This is a genomic window from Intestinimonas butyriciproducens, assembly GCF_004154955.1.
Taxonomy (GTDB): domain Bacteria; phylum Bacillota; class Clostridia; order Oscillospirales; family Oscillospiraceae; genus Intestinimonas; species Intestinimonas butyriciproducens.
Window position 1 is genome coordinate 2,995,033 of sequence record NZ_CP011524.1, and the last position, 24,148, is coordinate 3,019,180.

24 protein-coding genes are annotated in these 24,148 nt (G+C 59.2%); 10 read left to right on the plus strand and 14 right to left on the minus strand.

Annotated elements, in window-relative coordinates; all coding sequences use genetic code 11:
- Window positions 1-43: 43 nt before the first annotated feature.
- The 8 genes from SRB521_RS14765 to SRB521_RS16375 form a co-directional block, all read right to left on the minus strand.
- Window positions 44-997, minus strand: coding sequence for an AEC family transporter (locus tag SRB521_RS14765; protein ID WP_075704697.1), 954 nt, complete (start codon window positions 995-997; stop codon window positions 44-46).
- Window positions 998-1,184: 187 nt separating this feature from the next.
- Window positions 1,185-2,396, minus strand: a complete 1,212-nt coding sequence (locus tag SRB521_RS14770; RefSeq protein ID WP_075704698.1) for a mandelate racemase/muconate lactonizing enzyme family protein — start codon at window positions 2,394-2,396, stop codon at window positions 1,185-1,187.
- 118 nt (window positions 2,397-2,514) lie between these two features.
- Window positions 2,515-3,282: a FadR/GntR family transcriptional regulator gene (locus tag SRB521_RS14775; protein ID WP_075704699.1), complete on the minus strand. Its 768-nt coding sequence runs from the start codon at window positions 3,280-3,282 to the stop codon at window positions 2,515-2,517.
- A 40-nt stretch (window positions 3,283-3,322) separates the two neighbouring features.
- Complete coding sequence (locus tag SRB521_RS14780; protein WP_058118545.1) at window positions 3,323-3,976, minus strand: 3-oxoacid CoA-transferase subunit B; 654 nt, start codon at window positions 3,974-3,976, stop codon at window positions 3,323-3,325.
- A complete protein-coding gene (locus SRB521_RS14785; protein ID WP_116722307.1) occupies window positions 3,969-4,640 on the minus strand; it encodes a CoA transferase subunit A in 672 nt (223 codons plus the stop codon). Before SRB521_RS14785 ends, SRB521_RS14780 begins: the two co-directional genes overlap by 8 nt.
- A 6-nt stretch (window positions 4,641-4,646) precedes the next feature.
- A complete protein-coding gene (locus tag SRB521_RS14790; RefSeq protein ID WP_075704701.1) occupies window positions 4,647-6,350 on the minus strand; it encodes an FAD-dependent oxidoreductase in 1,704 nt (567 codons plus the stop codon).
- Window positions 6,350-6,868, minus strand: coding sequence for a C-GCAxxG-C-C family protein (locus SRB521_RS14795; protein ID WP_116722306.1), 519 nt, complete (start codon window positions 6,866-6,868; stop codon window positions 6,350-6,352). Before SRB521_RS14795 ends, SRB521_RS14790 begins: the two co-directional genes overlap by 1 nt.
- 150 nt (window positions 6,869-7,018) lie before the next feature.
- Window positions 7,019-7,165, minus strand: coding sequence for a hypothetical protein (locus tag SRB521_RS16375; RefSeq protein ID WP_165816314.1), 147 nt, complete (start codon window positions 7,163-7,165; stop codon window positions 7,019-7,021).
- Window positions 7,166-7,313: 148 nt separating this feature from the next.
- Between SRB521_RS16375 and SRB521_RS14800 the strand changes: the two genes are divergently transcribed.
- From SRB521_RS14800 to SRB521_RS14820, 5 genes are all read left to right on the plus strand, one after another.
- A complete protein-coding gene (locus tag SRB521_RS14800; protein WP_116722305.1) occupies window positions 7,314-8,648 on the plus strand; it encodes an SLC13 family permease in 1,335 nt (444 codons plus the stop codon).
- A gap of 227 nt (window positions 8,649-8,875) precedes the next feature.
- The gene (locus SRB521_RS14805; RefSeq protein WP_116722304.1) at window positions 8,876-9,523 is read left to right on the plus strand and encodes a TetR/AcrR family transcriptional regulator; all 648 of its coding nucleotides are present in this window, start codon (window positions 8,876-8,878) and stop codon (window positions 9,521-9,523) included.
- Window positions 9,520-10,845, plus strand: coding sequence for a TolC family protein (locus SRB521_RS14810; RefSeq protein ID WP_165366656.1), 1,326 nt, complete (start codon window positions 9,520-9,522; stop codon window positions 10,843-10,845). Before SRB521_RS14805 ends, SRB521_RS14810 begins: the two co-directional genes overlap by 4 nt.
- Before the next feature lie 21 nt (window positions 10,846-10,866).
- Complete coding sequence (locus SRB521_RS14815) at window positions 10,867-12,048, plus strand: efflux RND transporter periplasmic adaptor subunit (RefSeq protein WP_075704733.1); 1,182 nt, start codon at window positions 10,867-10,869, stop codon at window positions 12,046-12,048.
- A gap of 7 nt (window positions 12,049-12,055) precedes the next feature.
- Window positions 12,056-15,118, plus strand: coding sequence for an efflux RND transporter permease subunit (locus tag SRB521_RS14820; protein ID WP_116722302.1), 3,063 nt, complete (start codon window positions 12,056-12,058; stop codon window positions 15,116-15,118).
- A gap of 88 nt (window positions 15,119-15,206) precedes the next feature.
- On the opposite strand, the gene SRB521_RS14825 is transcribed toward SRB521_RS14820, so the two are convergent.
- Window positions 15,207-15,722, minus strand: coding sequence for a 2-hydroxyacyl-CoA dehydratase family protein (locus SRB521_RS14825; RefSeq protein ID WP_165816313.1), 516 nt, complete (start codon window positions 15,720-15,722; stop codon window positions 15,207-15,209).
- Between SRB521_RS14825 and SRB521_RS14830 the strand changes: the two genes are divergently transcribed.
- Entirely contained in the window at window positions 15,723-16,082 is a 360-nt protein-coding gene (locus SRB521_RS14830) for an AAA-type ATPase lid domain-containing protein (RefSeq protein ID WP_165816312.1), read from the plus strand. It begins immediately after the preceding gene.
- 124 nt (window positions 16,083-16,206) lie between these two features.
- Here SRB521_RS14830 and SRB521_RS14835 read toward each other — a convergent pair whose 3' ends face one another.
- The 3 genes from SRB521_RS14835 to SRB521_RS14845 are packed head-to-tail and all read right to left on the minus strand — an operon-like array spanning window position 16,207 to window position 17,832.
- Window positions 16,207-16,773 (minus strand): polysaccharide deacetylase family protein, encoded by a 567-nt coding sequence (locus SRB521_RS14835; protein WP_227151782.1) that lies wholly within the window; start codon window positions 16,771-16,773, stop codon window positions 16,207-16,209.
- A complete protein-coding gene (locus SRB521_RS14840; RefSeq protein WP_116722299.1) occupies window positions 16,745-17,422 on the minus strand; it encodes a GDSL-type esterase/lipase family protein in 678 nt (225 codons plus the stop codon). Before SRB521_RS14840 ends, SRB521_RS14835 begins: the two co-directional genes overlap by 29 nt.
- Window positions 17,419-17,832 (minus strand): peptide deformylase, encoded by a 414-nt coding sequence (locus SRB521_RS14845; protein ID WP_075704745.1) that lies wholly within the window; start codon window positions 17,830-17,832, stop codon window positions 17,419-17,421. Before SRB521_RS14845 ends, SRB521_RS14840 begins: the two co-directional genes overlap by 4 nt.
- Window positions 17,833-18,016: 184 nt before the next feature.
- Here SRB521_RS14845 and SRB521_RS16260 point away from each other — a divergent pair, with 184 nt between their 5' ends.
- Window positions 18,017-18,160 carry a hypothetical protein gene (locus SRB521_RS16260; RefSeq protein ID WP_165366657.1) on the plus strand — a complete coding sequence of 48 codons (144 nt, stop codon included), beginning with the start codon at window positions 18,017-18,019 and terminating at the stop codon, window positions 18,158-18,160.
- A gap of 36 nt (window positions 18,161-18,196) precedes the next feature.
- Window positions 18,197-19,792 carry a recombinase family protein gene (locus SRB521_RS14850; RefSeq protein WP_075704746.1) on the plus strand — a complete coding sequence of 532 codons (1,596 nt, stop codon included), beginning with the start codon at window positions 18,197-18,199 and terminating at the stop codon, window positions 19,790-19,792.
- Window positions 19,793-19,958: 166 nt separating this feature from the next.
- Here the strand turns inward: SRB521_RS14850 and nagA are convergent, their stop codons facing one another.
- Together nagA and SRB521_RS14860 are read right to left on the minus strand one after the other, a co-directional pair.
- Window positions 19,959-21,080: an N-acetylglucosamine-6-phosphate deacetylase gene (gene nagA, locus SRB521_RS14855; RefSeq protein WP_075704747.1), complete on the minus strand. Its 1,122-nt coding sequence runs from the start codon at window positions 21,078-21,080 to the stop codon at window positions 19,959-19,961.
- Complete coding sequence (locus SRB521_RS14860) at window positions 21,064-21,996, minus strand: PocR ligand-binding domain-containing protein (RefSeq protein WP_033119197.1); 933 nt, start codon at window positions 21,994-21,996, stop codon at window positions 21,064-21,066. The genes nagA and SRB521_RS14860 overlap by 17 nt, the downstream gene beginning before the upstream one ends.
- Window positions 21,997-22,195: 199 nt before the next feature.
- On the opposite strand from SRB521_RS14860, the gene SRB521_RS14865 reads away from it, so the two are divergent.
- Window positions 22,196-23,119: an ROK family protein gene (locus SRB521_RS14865; protein WP_058118561.1), complete on the plus strand. Its 924-nt coding sequence runs from the start codon at window positions 22,196-22,198 to the stop codon at window positions 23,117-23,119.
- On the plus strand, window positions 23,116-24,147 hold the full coding sequence (locus SRB521_RS14870; protein ID WP_116722298.1) for an SIS domain-containing protein: 1,032 nt from the start codon (window positions 23,116-23,118) through the stop codon (window positions 24,145-24,147). Before SRB521_RS14865 ends, SRB521_RS14870 begins: the two co-directional genes overlap by 4 nt.
- Window position 24,148 lies beyond the last annotated feature (1 nt).

Consider the following 24,148-nt stretch of genomic DNA (forward strand, 5'->3'; position numbering starts at 1 on the left):
CGGCATAGCCGTTCCGCCACTCGGTTTCCTATTTCCTGCGCTCCTACAGGAAGAGATGGAAATGGGTCACGATCCCCATATAGATCGGGATGGCCGCCATGCTCAAAATCGTAGTGACCGTGATAAGCACCGCCGCAAATTCATAGTCGCTGCCGGTCTCCCGCGCCATAATTCCCATCTGCGTCATAGCCGGCATGGTGGCAAAGACGAAATAGACCTGTTTTGTCAGGCTGTCGATGGGGAGCGCCGCAACCAGTACACCTACAAACACCGGGAAGAGGAGCAGGCGGACCAGCACCACCACGGCCAGGTCCCGGGTGAGCTTCATCCGGCTGAAGTCCGTGCCCCGGATCACGCAGCCCACAAAAACCATGGCCAGCGCGGTAGTGGTCCCTTTGAGGGTGGTGACGGCGCTGAACAGAAATTGGGGCACGGGAAGCTCCAGCAGCACCACAAGGAGCCCTGCCAGCATCCCCAGGATGGACGGCGATAGGATCCCCCTCAGGGTGGTTCCCAGCGTCTGAGGCCCGCCCGCGCCCCCAAAGCGGCGCAGGAGATAGACCCCCAGCGTCCAAAAGAGCAGTGTGTTCGCCATATAATAGCGCATCGCGGCCGGGAGGCTCTCCTCTCCAAAGAGAGAGGTCACCACCGGGAACCCGATGATCACAACATTAGAGAAGGTGACCGCATTGAGAAATACCCCCCTGCGCCCCCACTCCACCCGGCAGAGCCGGGCCAGGACCAGCGCCAGAAGCAGACTGCAAAAAATAGTGAACAGAGGCACCGGCAGGCTGGTGAAGAGAGACAGCAGTTCTTCCCGGGTTCCGCAGGTCTCCAGCATGTTGTAGAACATATAACAGGGAATGGCGATCTTGGCGGTAAATTTGGAAAACAGATCCGTACCGGCCTTCCCGCACCAGGGGCGTCCGGCAATCCACCAGCCGACCCCGATCAGCAGCACCAGGGACAACACCGTCTCTATCACATGAACGATCATACCCACATCTCCCACTCCGGCGACTTGCACTCGTAATTTTTTATTATAAGGGGAGCCGAAATGTCAGCCGCCACCCCCCCGTCCCTCTCTTCCCCGGAGCGGTCATGCCAAAAGAACCGGCCTGAGCGCCGGGCCGAATGGCCCCGGCGCTCAGGCCGCTCTTTTTCACTGATTCGCCACGCCGGACTCAGCCCATATAGGGCAGGCGGGTGGTCACCGTGACAATCTCACACTTCTTGATGGTCTCGGGGGTCAGCTCCTGGCCCAGGCCGGGCAGGTCGGGGACCTTGTACTTGCCGTTCACAGGCTGATAGTCGTACAGGCAGGTCTCCCGCATGGCGGGGCTCAGAGCGCGCTGGTGATGCTCGTGAATGATGAAGTTGGGGATGGCCGCCTCGATCTGCAGGGCCGCCGCCTTGGAGATGGGGCTGCCGCAAACGTGGATCTGCGCAGCGCAGTCGTAGGTATGGGACATGTCGCAGATCTTCTTGGCCTCCGTCAGCCCGCCGCACAGGCAGATATCGGGCTGGATGACATCGATGGCGCGCTTCTCAAAGAAATCGCGGTAGCCCCAGCGGGTGTAAATGCGCTCGCCGGTGGCGATGGGGATGTTGACGGCGTTGCGCACCTCGACCATATTCTGCACGTTGAGGGGATGGCAGGGCTCCTCATAGTAGAAGATGCGCAGGTCCTCCAGCGCATGGCCGATCTGAATGGCGGCCGTGGTATCAGTGTTGGAGTGCATCTCAATGATGATATCCAGGTCCTCTCCACCGACCTCGCGCATAGCAGCTACGCGGTTGTACACCGTCCTGATCACACGGTTCTCCAGCGGACCGGTGATCTTCCAGGGCTTGCCCTCTTCGCCGGGGATCACGATGGGGTCCACCTTAATGGCATCATAGCCCTCCGCCATGGCCACACGGGTGACCTCCGCGTACTCTTCGGGCTCCACCAGACGCTGCTTGGTGAGGTTGGTCCCCCAGTTGTACTGGAGCTGGCTGGCATAAGTACGGAGATTATCGTTCATCTTTCCGCCCAGCAGCGTGTGGATGGGCACACCCAGCGCCTTGCCCTTGATATCCCACAGGGCAATGTCGATGCCACTGATACCTGCGTTGACCACGGTGCCTCCGCCCATGCCCCAGAAGGTCTTGCGGAAAATGGTCTCCCAAATCTGCTCATTGTTCATGGGGTCCATACCGATGATCTGCTCGGCAAAATCCTGCACCATGCCGAACCCGGCGCGCCAGCCCTTGCCGTAGGCCAGACCTACCTCCCCGAATCCGCTGATCCCCTCATCGGTATTCACCCGGACGACGACCGGACTCCAAGCGCCGCGGGAGGACCCTGCGTTTCCACTGGGGACCTGCATGACATCTACGCTGACGATTTTCATAACCTTTTCCTCCGTTTCAAATTTGATCAGCTTTTATTGGTCATATTGGTATACCGCTTTATCGTGTTGATCTCCCTCTCTGTGGCGGAGCCCCGTGGGCTCCGCCACAGCCGCCGTCTCAGTTGGATGCGGCGTCGGGCAGAGATGTCCGGGCATCCTCCCGGTCCAGATACTCCATCTCCATCCGCAGATGGTCGCGCATGAGGTCGGCGGCGCGCTGGCTGTCCTTTCCCTCTATCGCATGGAAAATCTCCGTATGGTAATAGAGCGGCTGGCTGGCGAACCGCTTTTCCATATGCGTCCGTTCCCTTGCCTCGGTCAGCAGGGTGGAGAGAAACTTGTAGAACTCCGTGATGATATCATTGTGCGCCGTCTTGATCACGCCCATGTGGAAGCGCAAGGACTCTTCGATCTGAGCCCCCTCTTCGCCTGGCATATGCTCCACAGCGGCGCGCAGCTCTTCCAGGTCCTCCTCGGTCCTCCGCTCCGCGCCGTAACGGGCCGCGTAGGTCTCCAGCAGGAGGCGGACCTCAAAGAGCTGACGAATGTTGTCTGAGCTGGTGTTCAGCCCAAAAAAGATCTTGCTGACCAGGGCCGGCACCTCCAGAGGCTGGACGTACATGCCCTTTCCAGGTACATAGCTGATCACACCCAAAAACTCCAGAATCTTCAGGGCCTCCCGTACCGGGATACGGCTGAGTTGGAACTGCTCCGCCAGCTCCCGCTCCGACGGGAGAATATCGCCCGGCTTCAATACGCCCCGCGAGATACGGTCGCTGATATCCGCGATGATGCTCTCGTAGAGCCTGGTGGGGGCCGCCATCTTGAAGCGGTCTACAGGCGGGAACAGGTTCTTTTCCTTTTCTGAATCAGCCGTAACAGCCATGATAATCCGTCCTCCTAAGGGAATTTCCAATTGATAGGTACTACTCCATACATCCCACGGTGTCTGGGATCAGTAGGGTTGCCTCAGTCTTTTCCTGGACCTCCCCCGGGGTCACGCCCGGGGCTGTCTCCATAAGCTCCAGTCCATGTTCCGTGACCTTCAGGACCGCCAGCTCTGTAACGATGTATTTGACCCGCCTGCTGGCCGTAAGGGGAAGGGTGCAGTGCTTGAGCACTTTGCTGGCCCCGGCCTTGGTGCAGTGCTCCATGGCCACGATCACCGTCTTGGCGCCGGCCACCAAGTCCATGGCGCCGCCCATGCCGGGCACCATCTTCCCCGGTACGATCCAGTTTGCCAGGTTGCCCTCCTGGTCCACTTCCAGGGCGCCCAGGACAGTGACGCCCACATGTCCGCCGCGGATAACGGCGAAGGACATCGCGCTGTCAAAGCAGGACGCGCCCATCGCCAAGGTGGCAGGCTGTGCGCCCGCGTTGGTGATATCCTGGTCCTCCTGTCCGGCCTCGGGCGCGCCGCCCAGGCCGATGAGCCCGTTTTCCGACTGGAACTCTACTTCCAGGCCCTCAGGAAGGTAGTTCGCCACCAGGGTGGGCAGTCCGATACCCAGATTTACCAGATCACCGTTCTGGAGAAATTTTGCCACACGGCGCGCAATCCGTACACGGGAGTCACTCATGTTTTTCTCCTCCCTTCGGCGCTAGGACCACCATGTCCACCAGTGCGCCCGGCGTGTCGATCTCGTCAGGGAGCAGCCCGCCCACCGGGACCACCTCCTCCACCTCGGCGATGACCAGATCCGCAGCCATCGCGCACAGCGGATTATAATTATGAGAGGTATGGCGGTAGACCAGATTCCCCCGCTCATCCGCTTTCCACGCCTTGATCAGCGCCACTTCGCCGTGGAGGGCCGTCTCCAGCAAATACTCCTGTCCCTGGACCGTCACGACCTCTTTTCCCTCCGCGACCGTGGTACCCAGTCCAGTGGGCGTCAGGACCCCGCCCAGCCCGGCCCCGCCGCAGCGAATCCGCTCCGCCAGCGTCCCTTGGGGAGAAAATTCCACTTCCAGCTCGCCGGCCATCATCTGGAGTCCGGTCTCAGGGTTGGTCCCGATGTGGGAGGTGATCACTTTCTTGACCCGTTTCCCCACAATCAGATTGCCGCAGCCTTTGTCCGGCATACCGGTGGTGCAGGAGATCATCGTAAGCGCAGAGATATCCCGCTCCATCACCCCGTCAATGAGGTATTCGGGCGTGCCTGTGGCAAGAAAATCTCCTACCATGAGGGTCTGGCCGGACTTTACCCGTTCCAGCGCCGTCTCACGGCTGACCACTTTATTCATTTTCTTTCACGCCTTTTCTTTTGGAATACGCGTGGTTTTACCACCCCCGCATGATTTGTTTTTTGCCCCATAGACCGGCTCCCAGGTGAGGTAGCCGCCGCTGAGATTATAGACATTGGTGATCCCATTCTGCACCAGAATACGGTAGCCGATATAGCCCCGCAGTCCGGCACGGCAGAAAATAACGACCCGCTTATCCTTGGGGAACTCTGCAAGGCGGTCCCGGATGGAGTCAAGGGGGATGAGCACCGCGTTGCCGATGGTCCCCGCATCGTATTCGCCCTGGGTCCGGATATCCACCAGAAGATCCTTCTCCGGGTCCAGATCCTTCAAGTCCTCAATAAATATCTGACGCAGATCGCCCTTCATTACGTTGCAGGCCGTAAATCCCGCCATATTGACGGGGTCTTTCGCCGAGGAGAAGGGAGGCGCATAGCACAGCTCCAGCTTTTCCAGGTCCTGCACCGTCATTCTGCCCCGCATGGCAGTGGCGATCACGTCGATACGCTTATCCACGCCCTCCTTGCCCACGGCCTGAGCGCCCAAAATCACGCCGGACGCAGGATCGAAGAGGAGTTTCAGTGAGAGGGTCTCCGCGCCGGGATAATAGCCGGCGTGGGAGGAGGGATGCACATACACTTTGTCATAGGCCCGCCCGCTGGCCCGGAGCTGCTTCTCATTATTACCGGTGGCGCCGACAGAAAGATCGAACACCTTGCAGATCATGGTGCCCTGGGTCCCCTCATAGGAGGCCTCGCGGCCGTTGATGAGGTCTGCCACCATGCGGCCCTGCCGGTTGGCGGGGCCCGCCAGAGGCAGGACCGCCTTCTCCCCGGATACAAAGTCAGATACGGCGACTGCGTCGCCCACGGCATAGATATCCGGGTCCGAAGTGGCCATATGCTCATCCACCCGAATGGATCCCTTGATGTCCAGTTCCAGGCCGGCCTGCTGCGCCAGGGCATGATCCGCCCGAACGCCAATGGCCAGCAGGACCATATCGGCAAAGACCTTGACCCCGCCACTGAGGGTGCATGTGAGGCTCGCACCCTCCTGCTCGATGGCCTCCAGACCGGTGGACAGTCTGAGGTCTACCCCATGGGCCCGCATATTCTGATGGACCATACACGCCATCTCGTAGTCCAGCGGGGCCAGCACCTGGTCCGCCAGCTCAATGGCCGTGACGTCCACTCCGGCGTGGACCAGATTCTCCACCATCTCCACGCCGATGAAGCCGCCGCCCACCACCAGGGCCCTGGCTGGCTTGGACTCGGTCAGATATCCCTTGATGGCGTCGCAGTCCGCCATGTTCCGCAGCGTGAATACATTGGGCAGCATGGAACCCGGGAAGTCCGGGCGCATGGGCGCCGCACCGGGCGAGAGCACCAGTTTGTCGTAGCGTTCCTCATAGGTCTTTCCGCTGGTGAGGTCGAGGACCGTCACAACCTTGCGGGCCCGATCGATGGCCGTCACTTCGCACTGTACGCGCACTTCTACGTTGAACCGCTCCTTCATGGATTCCGGCGTTTGCAGGAGCAGCTTATTCCGTTTCTGGATGGTGCCGCCGATGTAATAGGGCAGCCCGCAGTTTGCAAAAGAGATGTATTCTCCCCGTTCGAACAGAAGGATCTCCGCCTGTTCATCCAGGCGTCTCAGACGGGCGGCGGCGCTGGCGCCGCCCGCCACACCGCCAATGATTACGACTTTCATTATTCTTTCCCTCCCAAATTGGGGCCATAGGGCAGCGCAAACGCCTCATCCTGCGTCATCTGAAGATATTCATAGGCCAGCTTGGCGGTGGCGCCGATCATTTTGAGGCAGCCGATCCGGCGCTCCTTGCAGTGGAAGTCGCCATAAGGCGCACAGATCTCTCCGCACAGTGCGCTGCCGTTCCGTGCTATGAAGTCCTGTACCATGCGATTATAACGCCGATAGTACTTCTCCGCGATCTCAGAGCCCCGCACCTCGGCGTCTACCTTCCAGGGCTCAGGCCGACCGTAGACCGCACTGTTGGCCATGACTGCGGCGGACAGTGCCCCACAGGTATAGCCCGCCAGGCCGATCCCGCCGCCAAAGCCGGTGCACAGCCCCACAATCTCAGGTGAGTCCTTCAGCGCGCCGCTGCGCACCAGGGCATCCATCACGCTCTCCGCGCAGTTGAGTCCATTCTTGAAATTTTCGATCGCGTAGTCAGAGACTACGGTGCCCATGTCTTTTTCGTTTTCCATGTCGTGTGAATCCTCTCAAAGTCAAAGTCGGTTCAGTGGGAATCAAGGGAAAGTGAAGGGGTGGTACACCTGCCGTTGGGTCCAATTCAGGTACTCTGGCTCTCTCGGGATGGCTCTAGTCTACATGAGCTGGTTGCATTTGTCAACAGTTTATTGGTATACCAGAATTCCATGCCCTTCTATTCTCCGATATTTTCTTACGGGCACAATGTTTTCCGGCCTTATTTCTTTTAAAGCAATTTTCTCTTCTTTCTTTTTTGCAAAAGGACATTTTACGTTTTCATCAATTCTTGACACATTCTTAACTTGACTTTTGGGGCAAATCGTGGAAAACTAATTAGCGTTGGTGGTATGCCAATGATATCGGGATTTTACTTATTGCATCGCGCGCCCCTTGGCTGCATAGACACAGAAAGCTCAAAAAACAGCGAGAGGAGAATTCGGTATGGACTCCAGCACCATTGCAATTGTCATCACAGTTATCACAATCGTCTCCTTCATTCTGGAAAAGATTCCTTTGGCAATGACCGCTATGATCGCCTCTCTTGCGATGGGTATTCTCGTTCCAGAGATGAAATTGAGCGACATCTATTCCGGCTTTGCCAGCAACAACGTCATCATGGTGGCCGGCATGTGCATTGTGGGCGATGCACTTTTCAAAACGGGCATGGCGAATAAGATCGGCAAGGCCCTCGGCAAAAGCGCCGTCGCCAAAAATGAGCGCACTTTCCTCGTCGCCGTGGTGATCTGCTGCACAGTGATGTCCGCCTTCCTGTCCAATTCCGGCACCATCGCCATGTGGATGCCCCTGATCGCCGCCGTGGCCGCCAAGTCCAACGGCGTGATCCGTTCCAAAATGGTCATTATGGCCGCCGGTATTGCCAGCGCCATCGGCGGCGCGGGCACCCTGGTGGGCTCCACCTCCCAGCAGACCGCCAACGCCGTCCTGATGGGGGTGGCCGGCTACGAGGACGGTCTGAGCCTCTTCGATCAGACGAAAATCATGATTCCCCTGTGCCTCATCATGATCATCTACTTTGCTACGGTTGGTTACTCCCTCACCAAGAAGGTACTGAAGCCGGAGAGCCCCGACTTTGACAAGGGCAACTACTATGCCGATCTGGCCAGCAAAACTTCTGATGAAACACAAAATGATGTCCCCGCCTGGAAGGGCTGGTTCTCCCTGATCGTCCTCCTCCTCTGCATCGTGGGCTTTATCCTGACCGACCAGGCGGCCTTCAAGCCCTACATCAACGTGGCCGTCGTGGCTTTGATCGGCGCCACAGTCCTTATCACCAGCGGCTGTATGCCCCTGAAAAAGACGCTGGCCGAGATGGACTGGAACACTTTGGTCATTCTGGCCGCCGCCCAGGGCTTTGCCAAGGGGCTGGATGTGTCCGGCGGCGGGAGAGTCATCGCCGACGCAGTGCTGAATCTCTTCGGCGGCCAGGAGGCCTCTACTACCGTTCTCATGGTGGCCGGCATCATCGTCACCGCAGTTTTGACCAATTTTATGTCCAACACGGCGCTGGCCGCTATGATGACCCCGATCTACATCCAGATCGCCAACAGCTTGGGGATCAGCCCCGTTCCCTTTGTTATCGCCATCGGCTGTGTGGCCACCAACCTGGCCTGCGCCACGCCGGTCGGCACCCCTGCCTGCACCCAGACCCTCCCGGCCGGCTATAAGTATATGGACTACATGAAGATCGGCGGTCCGCTTCTGATTCTCCTCATCATCGGTGCCGTTTTCTTTGCTCCGATCATGTATCCCTTCTAATTTTTGCGTCCCCTCCTATCTCTTCCCAATTCCCAGCGGACAAGGGCCGGACTGTAATCAGTCCGGCCTTTTCCTTGTCTTTTTGTACCTTAGCACGGGCAATTGATCCCCTCTCCTCCGCCCAGGGGTGAAACCTGTAGAAAAAATCAGAAACCTGAAAAAACAGTTGACATAGAGTAACTGCCTTTTTATAATATATGACAGTTTGTCATATAGGAGTTGAGCACATGCCGACGGGAACTTTTTTCCGCCTGCCGGAGGAAAAAAGGATGCGCCTGATGGAGTCTGCTTGGGAGGAGTTTACCCACATCAGCTATGCCGACGTATCCATTAATAAAATCATTCAGGCTGCTGGAATTCCGCGGGGCAGCTTTTACCAATACTTTGACGGGAAAGAGGACCTCTTTTTCTATCTGTTGGGCGACGTACGAAACCATTTTATCCAGGCCCTGAAGTCTCTGCTGCTGGATGTGGATGGGGACCTGTTCTCCCTACCGATGCTGGCATACGATCAGTTCCTCCAGCGGCGGGAGCGCGGCGACCTGATGCCCAGACGCTGCATCCAGATCCTGCGGATCAATCCGGGAATGGATATGTTCCAGACCTTTTCCAAGCCCCCTTTCTTTTTGCCGGATGAGCTGTTCCCGCTCATTGATACCGCGCAGTTTCGATGCAGGGACCGCAACTTTGTCGAATCCGCCTTTTTCCTGTCCATCATGTGTCTTATCTCTGTGATCATGGATACCTTTGCCCACATGGACCGCGCTGCGCTTCAGCGAACCGTGCTGCGGGAGAGGATCGAAATCGTAAAACGCGGCTGCCTCCTGCCCTGTCAAGAGGCCCCGCAGCAGCAGCAAGGAGGAAAACAAGTATGAATCGAAGAGGAATCGCTCTGTTTTTGGCTGTGGCCATGACCCTCTCTCTGTGTGTGGTATCCGTTCTCGCAGCGGGGCAGACAGAGGAGATGCCAGTTGCCTCGGAAGCACAGGGCATCGTCGAAACGGCCGACCCTGACACAGACCCCGTGCCGGAATCGCCGGAGGGATCGGCCGAGGCGGCTGAGCCGGCCGCCTCGGGGGAAGCCCAGCCCGACCCGACCGGCACCCTGTCCTTTGACAATCTGGAGCGTCGCCTGAGGGAGGGCAATTGCAACCTGCTGGCGCTGGACGAGACCATCGCCTCCATCGAGGCGCTGGTCTATGATGAGATGTATGATGACCTGCGCGACTCGTTGAATGATATCGCCGACGCGCAGTGGATGCTGATCCAGTTCGGCATGTCGGACTCTTACACCGCCGGCACCCTCAAGCAGAGTTATCAGTCCCTGCGGGAGACCTTTGACTCCCTCAAGGACGGCGAGCTGCAGCAGGACAACGCCGACATTGTGCTTCAGCTCCGCAATGCGCAGGATCAAATCGTCAAGGCGGCCGAGTCCCTTTACGTGGCTCTGCTGGAGATGGACATCAACCGCGGTACGCTGGACCGCTCCCTGACAGCGCTGGACCGCTCCATTCAGGAGATGGAGCTTCGCTATGAACTGGGCCAGATCTCCGCCCTGACGCTGGACCAGGTGAAGGCCGGCCGCCCCTCTCTGCTCAGCAGTCAGGCCACGCTGGATATGAACATTACCAATTACAATATGCAGCTTGAGCTGATGATCGGCACCGATCTCACCGGCAAAATGGTACTCCAGCCCCTGCCCGAGCTCCCCCAGGCCCGGCTGGACGCCATGAATCTGGAGGCTGACCTGACCGCCGCGCGGGAGGCCAGCTATGACCTCTATGCCGCCCAAAAAACCCTGGAGGATGCCGAAGAGGACTACAAGGATACCGCCAAGGACTACCATTATGACACCAGCAAGTACCAGCTCGTTTCCGCCCAGCATACGCTTCAAGCCGCCCAGCATACATATAACGCCACGATCCAGAACTTTGAAATGAACTTCCGGACCCTGTATATGCAGGTCAAGGACTACCAGCAGATCCTCTCCGCCTCCCGCGCCGCCCTCTCCAGCCAGGAGGCGACCTATGCCTCTCTGCAGCTCAAATATGAGCAGGGGAACCTCTCTCAGAACGCTCTGCTGGATGCGGCCGATCAGGTGAGTGCCGCTCAGGAGTCGGTGGAGAAGGCCGAGCTGGACCTGTTTTCCGCATATAACTCCTATTGCTGGGCTGTCGAGCACGGCATCTTGAACTGAATATAAGGAGGACTCCGACCCATGACTCATCAAAAACCCATAGTTTCCCTGCTGCTGGCCGGCCTGCTGGCCCTGTTCCTTACCGCCTGCGGCAAGGATGACAGCCAGCCCAGCCCTGATGCCGGCGCATCCGTACCCGCCGGTACCGCCGTCCAGGTGGAGACCGTGACCTCTGATACCATTTCCTCAGAGAATAAGGTCTCCGGAAAGGTGACCTCCGACCTGGATGCGTCGGTCTTTGTGGCCACATCGGCCAAGTGCACGGCGGTCTATGTCGAGGTGGGCGACACCGTCCGTGCCGGCCAAGCCCTCTGCACGCTGGACCTTGCCAGCACACTCTCCTCTTATGAGGCTGCCAATATCGGCTATACCTCCGCCGTACAGAGCTACCAGGATCAGGCCGCCCTGTTTGATAAGCAAATCGCCCTCTATGAGAAAAACGTCAACGACCTGAAAGCCCTGCAGGAGATCGGCGCGGCTTCCCAGTCGGAGATCGACGCCGCCGAGCTGACCCTGATGTCGGCCCAGGTCACACGGGACTCCACGCTCTCCCAGCTTGAGGCCGGTATCCAAAGCGCCAAAGCCAGCGTGGAACAGTTGGCCACCGCTCTGGAAAATGTGGATGCCCGCGGCAACGTCATTGCCCCTATCTCCGGCGTACTGCTGTCCCTGTCCGCAGAGAAGGACGGCTTTGTCTCCAGCGCCATGCCCGTGGCCGTCATCGACGGGGTGGACCAGCTCAAGATTGCCGTCACCGTCTCCGAGGCGCTGGTGCCCAAGCTCTCCATCGGCGACAGCGTGGATGTGACCGTCAGCTCCGTCGGTGCCTCCTTCACCGGCACCATCCGCGCCGTGGACAAGACCGCCAATGCCCAGACCAAGCTGTATACTGTCACGGTCACCATCCCCTCCGAGGTGGATGGTCTGCTCTCCGGTATGTTTGCCGACGTGACGTTCCATACCGACACCTCTGCTGACACCATCGTAATCCCCGCCCAGGCTGTTCTGACCAGCGGAGGCACCCAATATGTCTATGTGGTGGAGGGCGATACTGCCCGTTATGTGGAGGTGACCACCGGCCTCACCGGAAACGGCGTAACGGAGATCACCTCCGGCCTCGAGGCGGGACAGCAGCTTGTCACCGTAGGACAGGCCTACCTCTCCGACGGCGCCCCGGTCCGGATCGTAACCGGGGAGGATTGATGCCCACATGAGTACTGCGAAATTCTGTATCAAGCATAAGGTGACCACGCTGCTGGCCGTCATCATGATCGCCATCTTCGGCCTGGTCTTTACCACTCAGCTCCAGATGGCGCTGCTGCCCAACATGGAATACCCGGCCGCCGTGGTGATCTGCTACTATAACGGCGCCAGCCCCAGCGATATGGAGGAACTGGTGACCCGCCCCCTGGAGGCCGCCGTTATGTCGGTGCCTGGCGTGGACGAGGTGCAGTCCGTCTCCTCCGACAGCACGACCCAGATCCAGATCACCTATGTGGACGGCACCGACGTGGACATCGCCGCCACCAAACTGCGGGAGCAGTTTGATATGGTCTCCCTCCCTGACGGAGCCATCGATCCGGTCATCGTCAACATGAACATCAGCGACATGATGCCCACCGCTATGGTCGCCCTTATGGGCGATGATCTGGCGCAACTCCAGACCATGGCCGAGGATACCGTGGTCCCTGCGCTGGAGCGTGTGGCCGGCGTGGCCTCTGTGGATATTTACGGCGGCGTGGATCAGCAGATTGCCGTGGAGGTGGACCCCACCCGGGCTGCCGGCTTCGGCCTTTCCAATGCTTATATCTCACAGTTCCTGGCTGCGGAAAATCTCATCTACCCCGGCGGCGACATGAAGAATGGTTCCAAAACTCTGACGGTGAGTACCGACGCCAAGTTTCAGACGGTGGACGACGTAGCCAACATGATCCTGGCCCTGCCCACCGGCGGGACCATACGTCTCGCGGAAGTGGCCACCGTAGCTCTGGAGACCACGGACCCGGATACCATTGCCACCATGGACGGCACAAACTGCGTTCTGCTCCAGGTCTCCAAGCAGTCCGGCGCCAACGAGGCGGACGCCTCCAACGCAGTGGAGGCGCGTCTGGCGGAGCTGAAGGCGGACAACCCCTCCATGCAATACGCCACCCCCTACCTGGCCTCCGACTATATCAATCTGTCGGTGGAATCCGCCATGCAGAACATTGTGCTGGGCGTGGTCCTGGCGGCCATTGTGGTGTTCCTGTTCCTGCGCCGCTGGGGCGCCACCATGACCATCGCCGTCTCCATGCCCGTCTGCATCCTGACCGTGTTCATCCTGATGAATGTCTTTGACCTCACGCTGAACATGATGAGTCTGGGCGGCATCGCCATGGGCGTGGGCATGATCGTGGACAACTCCATCGTGGTGCTGGAGAATATCTATCGCTTTGCCGGCGAGGGCCACAGCCGCATGGAGTCCTGCGTGGAGGGCACCAAGGAGGTCACCACCTCCGTCATGGCCTCCACCCTGACCACGGTGGCCGTCTTTCTGCCTTTGGGTCTCACCGGCGGGCTGGCCGGTATGATGTTCAAAGATTTCTGCCTGACCATCGCCTTTCTGATCCTGGCCTCCCTGGTCATCGCGCTGACGCTGGTGCCCCTGCTGTGCTATTTCCTGCTGGACGAGGAGAAAATTCGCAGGCAGAACCTCCGCAGGGCCTCCCGGAAGTCCCGTGCCAATCCCCTGATGGCGCTCTACCAAAAGCTGTTGGGCTTTTTTGTGCGCCACCTGGGACTGGCGATGCTGGTTTCCGTTGCCCTGACGGTTGTCTTTGTGGCGTCCTGTCTCTCCACCAATATGGTGCTGATCCCGGATATGGACCAGGGACAGGTGTCCATCAGCGTCAGTATGCCCATTGGCTCTGAGGTGGATGAGACCTCCGCCATCTCCGAGCGCATTTCCGGCATCGCCCGGGAACAGGTGCCCGAGATGGAGAGCATGTACTATATGGCGCAGCCTGAATCCTCCACCATCTCCCTCACCTTGGTGAACAAGAGCGAGCGCGACCGGAGCAGCGCCGAAGTGGCAGACGGGCTGCGGGCTGCGCTGGCGGATATCGCCGGCTGTGAGATCACGGTGTCCACCTCCGACATGACCGCCCTGATGGGAGGCGGCGACGACATCAGCGTGGAGATCACCGGCACCGACTACGGCACGCTCTCCATGATCGCCGACGACTTGGCCGCTCAGATCTCCGGCCTGGCCGACGCTGTGGACGTGACCACCTCCATGGCCGACCAGGTGCCCCAGGTGAAGGTGACCATGAACCGTGAGGCCGCCTCTCAGTACGGCCTTACCGCGGCCACCGTGGGCGCTGCCGTTCGCTCCGAGCTCACCGGCACCACCGCCACCACCGTCACCATCGACAATAAGGAGCTGGACGTGGTGGTCCGCGGCGACGGCGCCTCCTCCGCCAGTCTGGACGCCCTGCGCTCCATGCCGGTAGCTTCCTCTTACGGCGGCTATGTGCCCCTCTCCTCGGTGGCGGATGTGCGCATCGAGATGGCCCCCCAGAGCATCACCCGGGACAACCAGTCCCGCCAGGTCACCGTCACCGGCGATACACGCAGTGGGAACACCACCGCGATCACCGCGGAGATCAACGCCATTCTGGATGGATACGCCATGCCGGAGGGCTATACCGCCGAGATCACCGGCAGTTATTCTCAGATGATGGAAAGCTTCTCCGACCTGCTGCTGGCTCTGCTGGTGGCGCTGGGTCTGGTCTACTTCATTCTGGCCTCTCAGTTTGAATCCTTCCTCATGCCCGTCATCATTATGATGATCCTGCCCGTGGCTTTCGCCGGAGCGCTGTTCGCCCTACCGCTGACCGGACGGGATATGTCCATGATCTCTCTGGTGGCCATCATCATGCTGGCCGGCACGGTGGTCAACTCCTCCATCATCCTGGTGGACTATATCAAGCAGCGCCGGGAGCGCGGAGAGAGCCGCGAAGAGGCCATCCTCCATGCCTGCCCATTGCGCATCCGCCCAGTGATGATGACCACTTTGACCACGATTCTGGCGATGGTCCCCATGGCGCTGGGCATCGGGGACACCAATGAGATGATGTCCGACATGGGTGTGGTCATGATCAGCGGCATGGTGATTTCCACCATTATCACCCTGCTGTTTACTCCGGTCTATTATTCTGTGATCGATCAGCTCAGCCACATCTTTCGCCGCAGAAAGCCCCCTGCGGAGCGCCCCACCTCCGCTGCGGAGTGACGCGCCAGCCCACGCGCGAAAAAAGACCGCCGCCCTATGCCATGAGGCAATAGGGCGGCGGTCTTTTTTCCATCACGGCCTGTCTGTGCTACTCCGCCATCTCAGCGAAGCTCTGAATCTTGGTGTGGGACTGCTCGTTGTTCTGGGTGCTCTGGTCGATCTCCAGGCAGAGGCAGCGCAGGCCGGCCTCTTTGGCGCACTGTGCGATCATGGGATAGTCGTACTCCTCCACATCGCAGAAGCGCATCAGGCACACCACGATCCCCTGGGCCCCCGCGGCCTGCGCCATCTCCACCAGCATGGAGCCCCGTGTGCTCTCCACCTCATGCACCATCGAGCATCCCTTCCGCTCAAACCACTGCCCCGCCAGATCCTCCAGCGCCGTTCCACGCTTCGGGATCGCCGTCCGGTACAGCCGGGACTCCTGCGCCAGATCGTCTCCTACCACCGCAATCCCGCACTCCGTGAACAGCTCCAAAAACTCGTCGGGCTCCGCCGTGATCCCCGTCAGGATCACTTTCTTCCCCTTGTGCTCATACTTCGGCAGCCCCTCCAGCGCCGAGAGGAGCTCCTTCACCTTCTCCGTGTGCTCCCCCTTCTCCATTTGCTGAAAATATTTTGTGAGAAATACAGCCTCCACAAAGAGTTTTCCCCCAAGGTATACCAAGCCCTTTTGCAGTACGACTGGCCGGAAAATATTCGCGAGCTCCGGAATTTTGTTGAACGGATCGTCGTAATGAGCGCCTCTGATGTCGTTAAAATCAGGCACTTTCCTCCAGAGCTGCTCAGCGTTCCAGCTGTACAGAAGGATCCTCCCCCGAAGCTGAGCTCGTCTGACGACGAGAGGGAACAAATTATCGCCGCCCTTAAGCTCAACAACGGTCACCGAGAAAATACCGCCCGGTATTTGGGGATCTCCCGTCGGACGCTGCAATATAAGCTGAAAAGATATGGTTTGAAGTGATTCTGCCTCCCGGCCCCTTGACTTGTGTGAAAAGAACAGCGGGATTACACCCTGTTCCGGCATATAATAAAAAATGAGGAAACCGCCGGCTGCTGTATTTACAGCAGCCGGCGGTTTCCTCATTTTAGGATGCCTGCGCATCCGCAGGCAACTGCCGCCCGGTGTGGTCAATGGTATAGGGCTGCGGAAGAATGATTTCCGAGATGGGCACAAAGGTATACCCCTCCTGCAGAAGGGTCTCAATAATGGTTGGCAGAGCCTCCGGTGTGTGCAGTGCAGCATTGTGGAACAGAACAATGGAGCCGGACTGAACTTTCCCGGTCACCCGTTTGATGATCTCCGGCGCCTCCAGGTCCTTCCAGTCCAGGCTGTCCACATCCCACTGGATGGGTTCCATCCCAATAGAACGGATCGCCGTAATCACGTTGTCGTCATATTCTCCGTAAGGCGGACGGATCAGGGTGGGCCGCACCCCGGTCACCGCTTCAATTTTGTCGTTGCACGCCTCCACATCCGCGATGATCTCATCCTTGGAGAGCTGGGACATATGGGCATGGGTATTGGAATGGTTCATCACCTCATGCCCGGCGTCGTGGAGCGCCTTCACCGACTCCGGGTATTTATCCACCCAGTCGCCCACGACAAAGAAGGTTGCCTTGACCTTATATTTGCCCAGAATATCGATCAGCATCTGGGTGTCCTCGTTCCCCCAGGGTGATGTCAGCTTGCGAACGCCGTTTTTCGGTACAGATATGCTTCAGGACCTGTTCCAATTTCTGCGCGAAGGTGCGGTGTCCCCCCGGAGAAAAGTGTACTCCGTCAAAGGTTAGGTCAACATTCCAGGGCGCCGTATCTGCAAACCCGATATCCAGCCGCCGGGCCAATGCTCCATAACAGCCGCCCAGCCGGGCGGACTGCGTCAGCAGACTCTCCTCCGTCACCCAGGTCCCGGGACGCATGGGCGGCGGAGCAAGCAATAGCACCCCCGCACCGTCCTCTCTGACCGCGCTGTGCTCCAAAAGCCTGCCCAGCATCTCCTCCATTCGGGCCGCCACATCTTCCGCCGCAAATGCGGGATTTTGCAGCAGATCATTTCCTCCCAGCATGAGAACGATTCCTTCCAGGCGCCCGCTCCGTTCCAGCAGCCTGTCCAGCGCCTCCAGTTCAGATGCCCTGTGCGGAATTTCCCGCCCATTCTCTCCGCAGTTTAAAATTTCCCACCCACGGCCCTTTAAAATACCGGTCCAGCGTTCCTCTGTCGGATAACGGCTTCCCAGATAAGAACGCGGGTCATAGCCGTATGTGTTTGAATCGCCAAAGCACAGCATAGGTCCATTCATATGAGCACCCCTTCACAGTGGTCCAGCTCGTGCTGGATGATCTGTGCAAGGAATCCGCTGTACCTCTGTCTGCATGTTTGAAGACTCAGATTCTGAAATTCCACCTCAATGGAAGGATAGCGCAGCGTCCTCCTGGTTCCTGAGTGGGACAGACAGCCCTCTTCCGCCTCATAGGGCTCTCCCATTCTTTTTCGAATGACAGGGTTGAGCATGGGAAAGGGTACTCCGCCTCCGTCCACCACAATGATCCGCTTATTGACGCCGATCATATTGGCCGCAAGCCCCACACAATGCCCTGTGTGGGCCCTCAGGGTATCCATCAGATCCTGCACCACAGGGAGATCGGCCTCAACTGCGGCTTCCGCCCTCCGGCCCAGAAGCAGGACATCTTTTATAATGGGTCTCACCATATTCTGTTCCCTCCTCTTGTCCTTTGCAGCATAACAAAAATACGCCTCCATGGCAATGGCAGGCGTACTTTTTCGATCAAAATCCTCTCTTCTCTCTCCCTCCCGCCCCATCAAACGCCTGCATAGCGGCCCGTCCATCGCAATACATTATAGAAAAAGACCACAGGGAGAGGAGAATCATAGAATGACATCTGTACCTTCCAAAAAGGAAGCTCCACCTGCGGGGCCGCAGGCGGGCTCCGCTCTCACCATCGCGCGGCGATTCAGCGGGACATACGGGACACGAGACATGCTCAAGCGGCTGATCCGTGCCCACACCGGCTCCTGAACTTCTATATTTTAGGATATGGAAAGGAAGAGATGGATGGAGTCGTCTCCCTCTGCATCCCGCCGGGGCGCGGGGGAGCAAGCCGCCCCCGTATGGCGGGCCGCGCTCTATACCAGGCTGTCACGGGAGGACGGGGACAAGCCGGAGAGCGACAGCATCTCCAATCAGCGCGCGCTCCTGGAGGACTTTCTGTCCCGGCGGCCGGACCTGTGTCCAGCCGGATGGTATGCCGATGACGGGTACACGGGAACCAATTTCGACCGTCCCGGTTTCCGGAGGATGCTGGGCGATATTGAAGCCGGGCAGGTCAACTGTGTGGTGGTTAAGGACCTCTCCCGGTTTGGCCGGGACTACATCGATGTGGGTCGCTATCTGGAGCGTTGGTTTCCGGAGCACGGCGTACGCTTTTTGGCCGTCAACGACGGGATCGACAGTGAGAAGGGCCCTTACGACATGCTGCTGCCGGTCAAAAACGTCTTTAACGAGCAATACGCCCGGGACATCTCCCGAAAAGTGAGGAGTGCCTTCCGCACCAAACAGAGGCAGGGGGAGTTCATCGGCGCCTTCGCCTCTTACGGTTACCGCAAGGACCCTGATAACCACAACCGGCTGGTGGTGGACCCCGCTGCCTCCGCCGTGGTGGCGCGCATCTTCACCCTCTTTGAGCACGGCATGGGAAAAGTATCGATCGCCAAGCTGCTCAATGAGGAGGGTATCCCCTGCCCCAGTGAGTACAAGCGCCTGAACGGGGAGAAATACAGCAACGGCCGCCGCATCCGGAGCACGACCTATTGGACCTATGCTACCATCCACCGGATGCTTCACAATCAGATGTATATCGGCAATATGGAGCAGGGCCGTGCTCCCCGGCAAACCCTGCACGGCAGAGCAAAGCAGTTGACGCCCGACCAATGGGCGGTGGTAGAGGGTACGCATCAGGCCATCATCGGTCCCGAGCAGTGGGCACGGGTACAAGCGCTGCTGGAAAGAGAGGCCCGGACGCCCGACTTCGCCCGGAATGTGAGCCCCTTTGCCGGCTTTCTCCGGTGCGGAGACTGCGGCCGGGCCATGAGCAAAGTCACTCGAAACGGAGGGGCCTTCTACTGCTGCGGCTCTTACAAGCGGTATGGCTCTTCTATCTGCACCCGCCATGAGATTGCCCATCGGGACTTGGAACAGCTTCTGCTGGGCGATCTGAACCGGCTGCTCTCCGCCGCCGGGGACCTGCGTCTGCTGGCCGCAGAGGCCCTGCCAAAGGCCAAACCAAGGGGAACCGACGATGGGCAGCGGGCGCTGCAGACCAGCCTGGACCGCCTCCACCGCCTCCGGCAGGCGGTTTATGAGGACTATCGAGAGGGCCTGCTCAGCCGGGAGGACTACCTCCTTTACCGGGCGGATTATGAACGTCAGACGGCGGGCCTCTCGGCGCAGCTTGCCCATTTGGAGGCGGCTGAAAAGGCACCCCCCCACGCGCCGGGCTGGCTGGAATCTCTTGTCGCGCGCGGCTCCCTCCTGGAACTGGACCGGGCCACCATGGCCGAAGCCGTGGAGCAGATCCTTGTTTTTGAGCACGGCAGGATTGAGGTTACATATACCTTTTCCGACGATCTGGGGATTCTATGCCCCCTTTGAGTCCCTTGACCAAATACGGCGCCGGCCCCCCATGAGGTGGTTCCGGCGCCGCTCTTTCTGTCATGAGATTCCGTCTTGTAGTTGACAAGTCCATCGGACAGACGTACAATACCATCAAACGAAAGTATTATTCTTTCATATTTATTTCGTTTTGGGGTGGTGCGGCTCAGCGAGCGCTGTACTCCCGTCTGCCCCGAACATAGGTGGCGCAGACTCGGAGCCCGTCATCCAAAAGGACGAAATCCGCCTTAGCCCCTATGGCCACCCGGCCCAGGTCCTTCCGTTCCAACACGTCCGCCGGGTTCCGGGTCCCCATGCGCAGGGCGTCCGCCAGGGGCAGACCCACTTTCTGCGCCAGATTCCGGACGCCCTGGTCCATCGTCAGCGTGCTCCCCGCCAGGCTTTCTCCTTTTAGCGCCATTCCATTCCTTACTGTGATCGCCTCATTGCCCAAGTGGTAGTTCCCATCCGGCATACCGGCGGCCTCCATGGAATCGGTGCAGAAATAGCAGCCTTCCACGCCTTTGGCCCGGTAGATCAGCTGGATCAGGATGGGGTCGATGTGGACCAGGTCGGCGATGAACTCGGCCCGGATCCCGTCGTTGGTGAGGGTCACCCCCAGGACGCCCGGTTTTCTGTGGTGGAGCGGTTCCATCCCGTTGCAGGTATGGGTAGAGCAGGTGATCCCCAGGGCCACGGCCCGGGATGCCTCCGCCGCCGTTGCGACCGAATGTCCGATAGAGGCCACCACCCCCCGGCCCTTGAGGTACTGCACAAGCTCCATGCCCCCCGGCTTTTCAGGAGCCAGGGTCACCCGGCGTATCTCATCCTCGAATCCGGCGGTCAGCGCCTTGTAGTGCGTCAACTCCGGATCCCGGAGCTTGGCCGCGTTATGTGCGCCCTTCACCCGCTCGGCAAGATAGGGTCCCTCCAGGTAGGCCCCCAGCACCCGCGCGCCCCGCTCCAGTTCCATGGCGGCGCGGATATCAGCCAGATAGGCCCGGATGGCCTCGTCCGTCTCTGTGATGGAGGCGGGGCAGAAGGAGGTGACTCCATACTTCACCTGGGTCTCCGCCATGCGCCCGTTGTCCCCCGGGCGCATGCTGTCCAGCCCCTTCTGCCCATGCATGTGGATGTCCACAAACCCGGGGCAGAGGAGCACTCCGCCCATGTCCTCTCCCTCCCGGCGGTCATCCAGGGCCGTGACCGTGCCGTTTTCAAACGTGACCGCAGACTCCTTTCGAAACGCTGTTCCGTCAAATATGCGCACATTACAGATCGTTGCCATGCGATTCCTCTCCTTTCTCCATTTCGTACAGATTGTTTGGGCGTTCCCCCCGGGTCGCCGCTTCCGGTCCGGCGTCCCGCGCCGCACTTTGAAGCAGCTTTTTGTAGCGCAGAGGTGTGTATCCCGTCGCCGCTTTGAATACCTTGACAAAGTAATTGCTGTCCCCAATGCCCACCGCTTCGGCGATCTGACTGATGGGCAGATCGCCCTCGGCCATCAGCTCCTTGGCCGCCTCCACCCGTCTCTGGCGGATCAACTGCTGCACGCTGCAGGAAAAGCTGTTTCTCGCCGTTTCACACAGCTTGGTCTTCCCTATCCCCAGTTCTGTGGAGATCACCCCCAGCGTGAGCGGCCGGGTATAGTTTTTATCAATGTAAGAGGCAATCATCTGGGACTCGGTGGGTTCGCTCTGCTTGACATACTCATGGAGCCAGATGTAGGAGGCGCAGACGGAGAGCACGTCGGCGTATGCCTGCAAGGTCTTCTGCTCCAATTGGTCCAATCGGTAAAAGGCCACCCGGAGCGCGGGCAGATCCTCATGCCAGGCACATTGTCGTTTGATCCGCGCCCACTGCTCCTCCAGCGGGGACTCGTCCAGGACCTGCCCATACATGAGGTAGGCCAGCAGCCTCCCTTTTTCCATCACCGGCACCGCCGCCTCCATCAGTCCGGCATGACATCGGTAGAGATACGCCTTGTTCTGCCGTTTCGCATAGGCCAGCGCCTCTGTATCGCAGGCCAGGCATTTCTCGTAGCCGAACGGTGTGCTCTGGATGAGTCTGCAGAACTCGCAGGCGGTATTGCTGGTGATGACGTTGTTGAAATCGCTGTCTTTCAGCGTGATCTTTCGTCCCGTTAGGAGATAGAGGCTGTTGAGCAGCTTGGCCAGTTTGTCAAAATCATAGATGGATGTCATGAACCAATCCTCCCCCCTCGCCTACCATTTTTTCTTCAGTATATTCGTTCGAAAGTGATAAGTCAATAAATCAGAAAAAATCGGCGAAAAGTTCGGACATTTTTACTAAAACGATGAACACTTATCCATTGAGGCGCGGGAAAACGGCCTCTATAATTGTGCATATAAACCAATACTAGAACCGTGAGGTGTGGTCTGTATGTACGCAATTTCCATAGACTCCGGCGGAACGAAAGTGGTCGGCGCGGTTGTGGACGGCGATGGCAACATTCTGACCAAAAAGCGGTACGATATTCCGGAACGGGATGGAAATTTTTTGATCGCCACCTTCCGGGACATTATTTCCCAGTACAGCGGAGAGTATCCCATCTCCGTGGTGGGGATCGGCGGCAATGGGCGCATTGATCCCGTGGAGGGCGTCATCCTCAACTGCGGGGTCCACGCCAACTGGCAGGGGCGCCACCTCCGAAAAGAGCTGGAGGACGACTTCCACATACCGGTGAGCGTGAACAACGACTGCTACTGCGCCATCAAGGGTGAGCTGTGGAAGGGGGCCGCCCGGACATACTCGGTGGTGGTGGGAATCGTCATCGGTACCGGCCTGGGGGGCGCCATGGTCTCCAACGGCGCTTTCTGGCATGGGGCGCAGTTCGGCGCCGGTGAAATCGGCCATATGATCCTTCACCCGGACGGCCTCCCCTGTTACTGCGGTCAGAAGGGCTGTGTGGAGCGCTATGTCAGCGGCACCGCCCTGTGGAGCAACTATAACCGGGAAGTAGGCGCGGACCGGCTCCACTCCGGCTATCAATTTTTCGAAGTCCTCCGATCCGGCGACCCGGCGGCCCGCAAGGTGATGGACGCCTTTGTGGACGATTTGAGTCTGGTCATGGTGGACATCTCCAATCTCTGCAACCCGGACGCCTTTCTCATCGGAGGCGGTATCTCTGATACGCGCGGCGTGTGGGCGGAGGCCCTGGAGCGGCGGTTCCGGGAGCGGGTGTGCGGCTGCATGAAAGACACCGCCATCGTATATGCCTCCATGGGAAATGACGCGGCCCTGCTGGGCGCCGCTAAATTTGGGTTTGAACGGCTGAAACAGACGTCTGAGGAGGATGGAATATGAGCCTTATTTATGATGAGATCAAGAATCAGTACCAGGCCATGCGCAGGTGCGCGGAGCACCTGGAGGCACGGCTCCCCGAAATCCGGGCTCTGGTGGAGCAAGTCAACCCTCCCCTTGTGGTCTTTATGGGCTGCGGCTCCAGCTTCTCCCTGGCCAAATCCATGGCGGACACCGTCAATATCCGCCTGAAACGCCCCTCCTTTGCCGTCCCCGCCGGAGACGCCACGGTCCACGCGGCACGGTATGCCGGCACGATGGAGGGAGCCCTGATTGTCCCGGTGTCCCGCTCCGGCAGCACATCCGAAGTGATGTTCGCGCTGGACGCGCTGAAGGCGGCCGGCTGCTCCTTTACCGTGCTCAGTCTCTCCTGTGCGGAACACTGCAAACTTTCCGAGCACAGCGCCCTGTCCATTGAGATGCCCTGGTGCTTCGATGAGAGCGTATGCCAGACCAGGACGGTGAGCTGTCTCTATTACTCAGTGATATACGTGCTCTCCCGCCTGATGGGCGACGAGACCCTTCGGGCCCAGCTCCTGGCTTTCCCGGACATAGGAGAGCGCTATGTCCGGCGCTTCGAGGCCGAGTGGGAGGCCCTGGCCGGCAGGAGCTGGGATCATGCCGTGGTCCTGGCGGACGCGGAGATCCACGGCATCGCCGAGGAGGGTGCCCTGGCCTTTAAAGAGGTCTGCCAGCTTCCCAGCAACTGCTACCACGTACTGGACGTCCGTCATGGGCCCATGGTCCTCATCCGGGACAGGACCCTGGTTATCGCCGCCATCGCCAGCGGACCTCTGGAGCAGGACCTGATCCGGGATATGGTGGGGCACGGTTCCACCGTGGTCACCTGTACCGACCGTCCTCTTGCAATCGATGGGGCCCTCAACTTTCCTGTGGACGAGGATCTGGACCACATCGTGCGAGGTCTGGCTGTCATCGTGTTGTGCCAGCTCACCGCTTTCTACAAGTCCAGGGTCACCGGCACCGACCCCGACCACCCCGACGGGCTGGACGCCTGGATCAAGCTGTGAG

Coding starts and splice junctions, on each gene's coding strand:
- SRB521_RS14780 (WP_058118545.1), bottom strand. CDS start 3,976: ATGAGTGACTCCCGTGTACGGATTGCGCGCCGTGTGGCAAAATTTCTC.
- nagA (WP_075704747.1), bottom strand. CDS start 21,080: ATGGCAACGATCTGTAATGTGCGCATATTTGACGGAACAGCGTTTCGA.
- SRB521_RS14815 (WP_075704733.1), top strand. CDS start 10,867: ATGACTCATCAAAAACCCATAGTTTCCCTGCTGCTGGCCGGCCTGCTG.
- SRB521_RS14785 (WP_116722307.1), bottom strand. CDS start 4,640: ATGAATAAAGTGGTCAGCCGTGAGACGGCGCTGGAACGGGTAAAGTCC.
- SRB521_RS14835 (WP_227151782.1), bottom strand. CDS start 16,773: ATGCTGATCGATATTCTGGGCAAATATAAGGTCAAGGCAACCTTCTTT.
- SRB521_RS16260 (WP_165366657.1), top strand. CDS start 18,017: ATGACATCTGTACCTTCCAAAAAGGAAGCTCCACCTGCGGGGCCGCAG.
- SRB521_RS14790 (WP_075704701.1), bottom strand. CDS start 6,350: ATGAAAGTCGTAATCATTGGCGGTGTGGCGGGCGGCGCCAGCGCCGCC.
- SRB521_RS14850 (WP_075704746.1), top strand. CDS start 18,197: ATGGAGTCGTCTCCCTCTGCATCCCGCCGGGGCGCGGGGGAGCAAGCC.
- SRB521_RS14840 (WP_116722299.1), bottom strand. CDS start 17,422: ATGAATGGACCTATGCTGTGCTTTGGCGATTCAAACACATACGGCTAT.
- SRB521_RS14795 (WP_116722306.1), bottom strand. CDS start 6,868: ATGGAAAACGAAAAAGACATGGGCACCGTAGTCTCTGACTACGCGATC.
- SRB521_RS14870 (WP_116722298.1), top strand. CDS start 23,116: ATGAGCCTTATTTATGATGAGATCAAGAATCAGTACCAGGCCATGCGC.
- SRB521_RS14770 (WP_075704698.1), bottom strand. CDS start 2,396: ATGAAAATCGTCAGCGTAGATGTCATGCAGGTCCCCAGTGGAAACGCA.
- SRB521_RS14845 (WP_075704745.1), bottom strand. CDS start 17,832: ATGGTGAGACCCATTATAAAAGATGTCCTGCTTCTGGGCCGGAGGGCG.
- SRB521_RS14810 (WP_165366656.1), top strand. CDS start 9,520: ATGAATCGAAGAGGAATCGCTCTGTTTTTGGCTGTGGCCATGACCCTC.
- SRB521_RS14860 (WP_033119197.1), bottom strand. CDS start 21,996: ATGACATCCATCTATGATTTTGACAAACTGGCCAAGCTGCTCAACAGC.
- SRB521_RS14825 (WP_165816313.1), bottom strand. CDS start 15,722: ATGGAGAAGGGGGAGCACACGGAGAAGGTGAAGGAGCTCCTCTCGGCG.
- SRB521_RS14805 (WP_116722304.1), top strand. CDS start 8,876: ATGCCGACGGGAACTTTTTTCCGCCTGCCGGAGGAAAAAAGGATGCGC.
- SRB521_RS14820 (WP_116722302.1), top strand. CDS start 12,056: ATGAGTACTGCGAAATTCTGTATCAAGCATAAGGTGACCACGCTGCTG.
- SRB521_RS14800 (WP_116722305.1), top strand. CDS start 7,314: ATGGACTCCAGCACCATTGCAATTGTCATCACAGTTATCACAATCGTC.
- SRB521_RS14865 (WP_058118561.1), top strand. CDS start 22,196: ATGTACGCAATTTCCATAGACTCCGGCGGAACGAAAGTGGTCGGCGCG.
- SRB521_RS14765 (WP_075704697.1), bottom strand. CDS start 997: ATGATCGTTCATGTGATAGAGACGGTGTTGTCCCTGGTGCTGCTGATC.
- SRB521_RS14775 (WP_075704699.1), bottom strand. CDS start 3,282: ATGGCTGTTACGGCTGATTCAGAAAAGGAAAAGAACCTGTTCCCGCCT.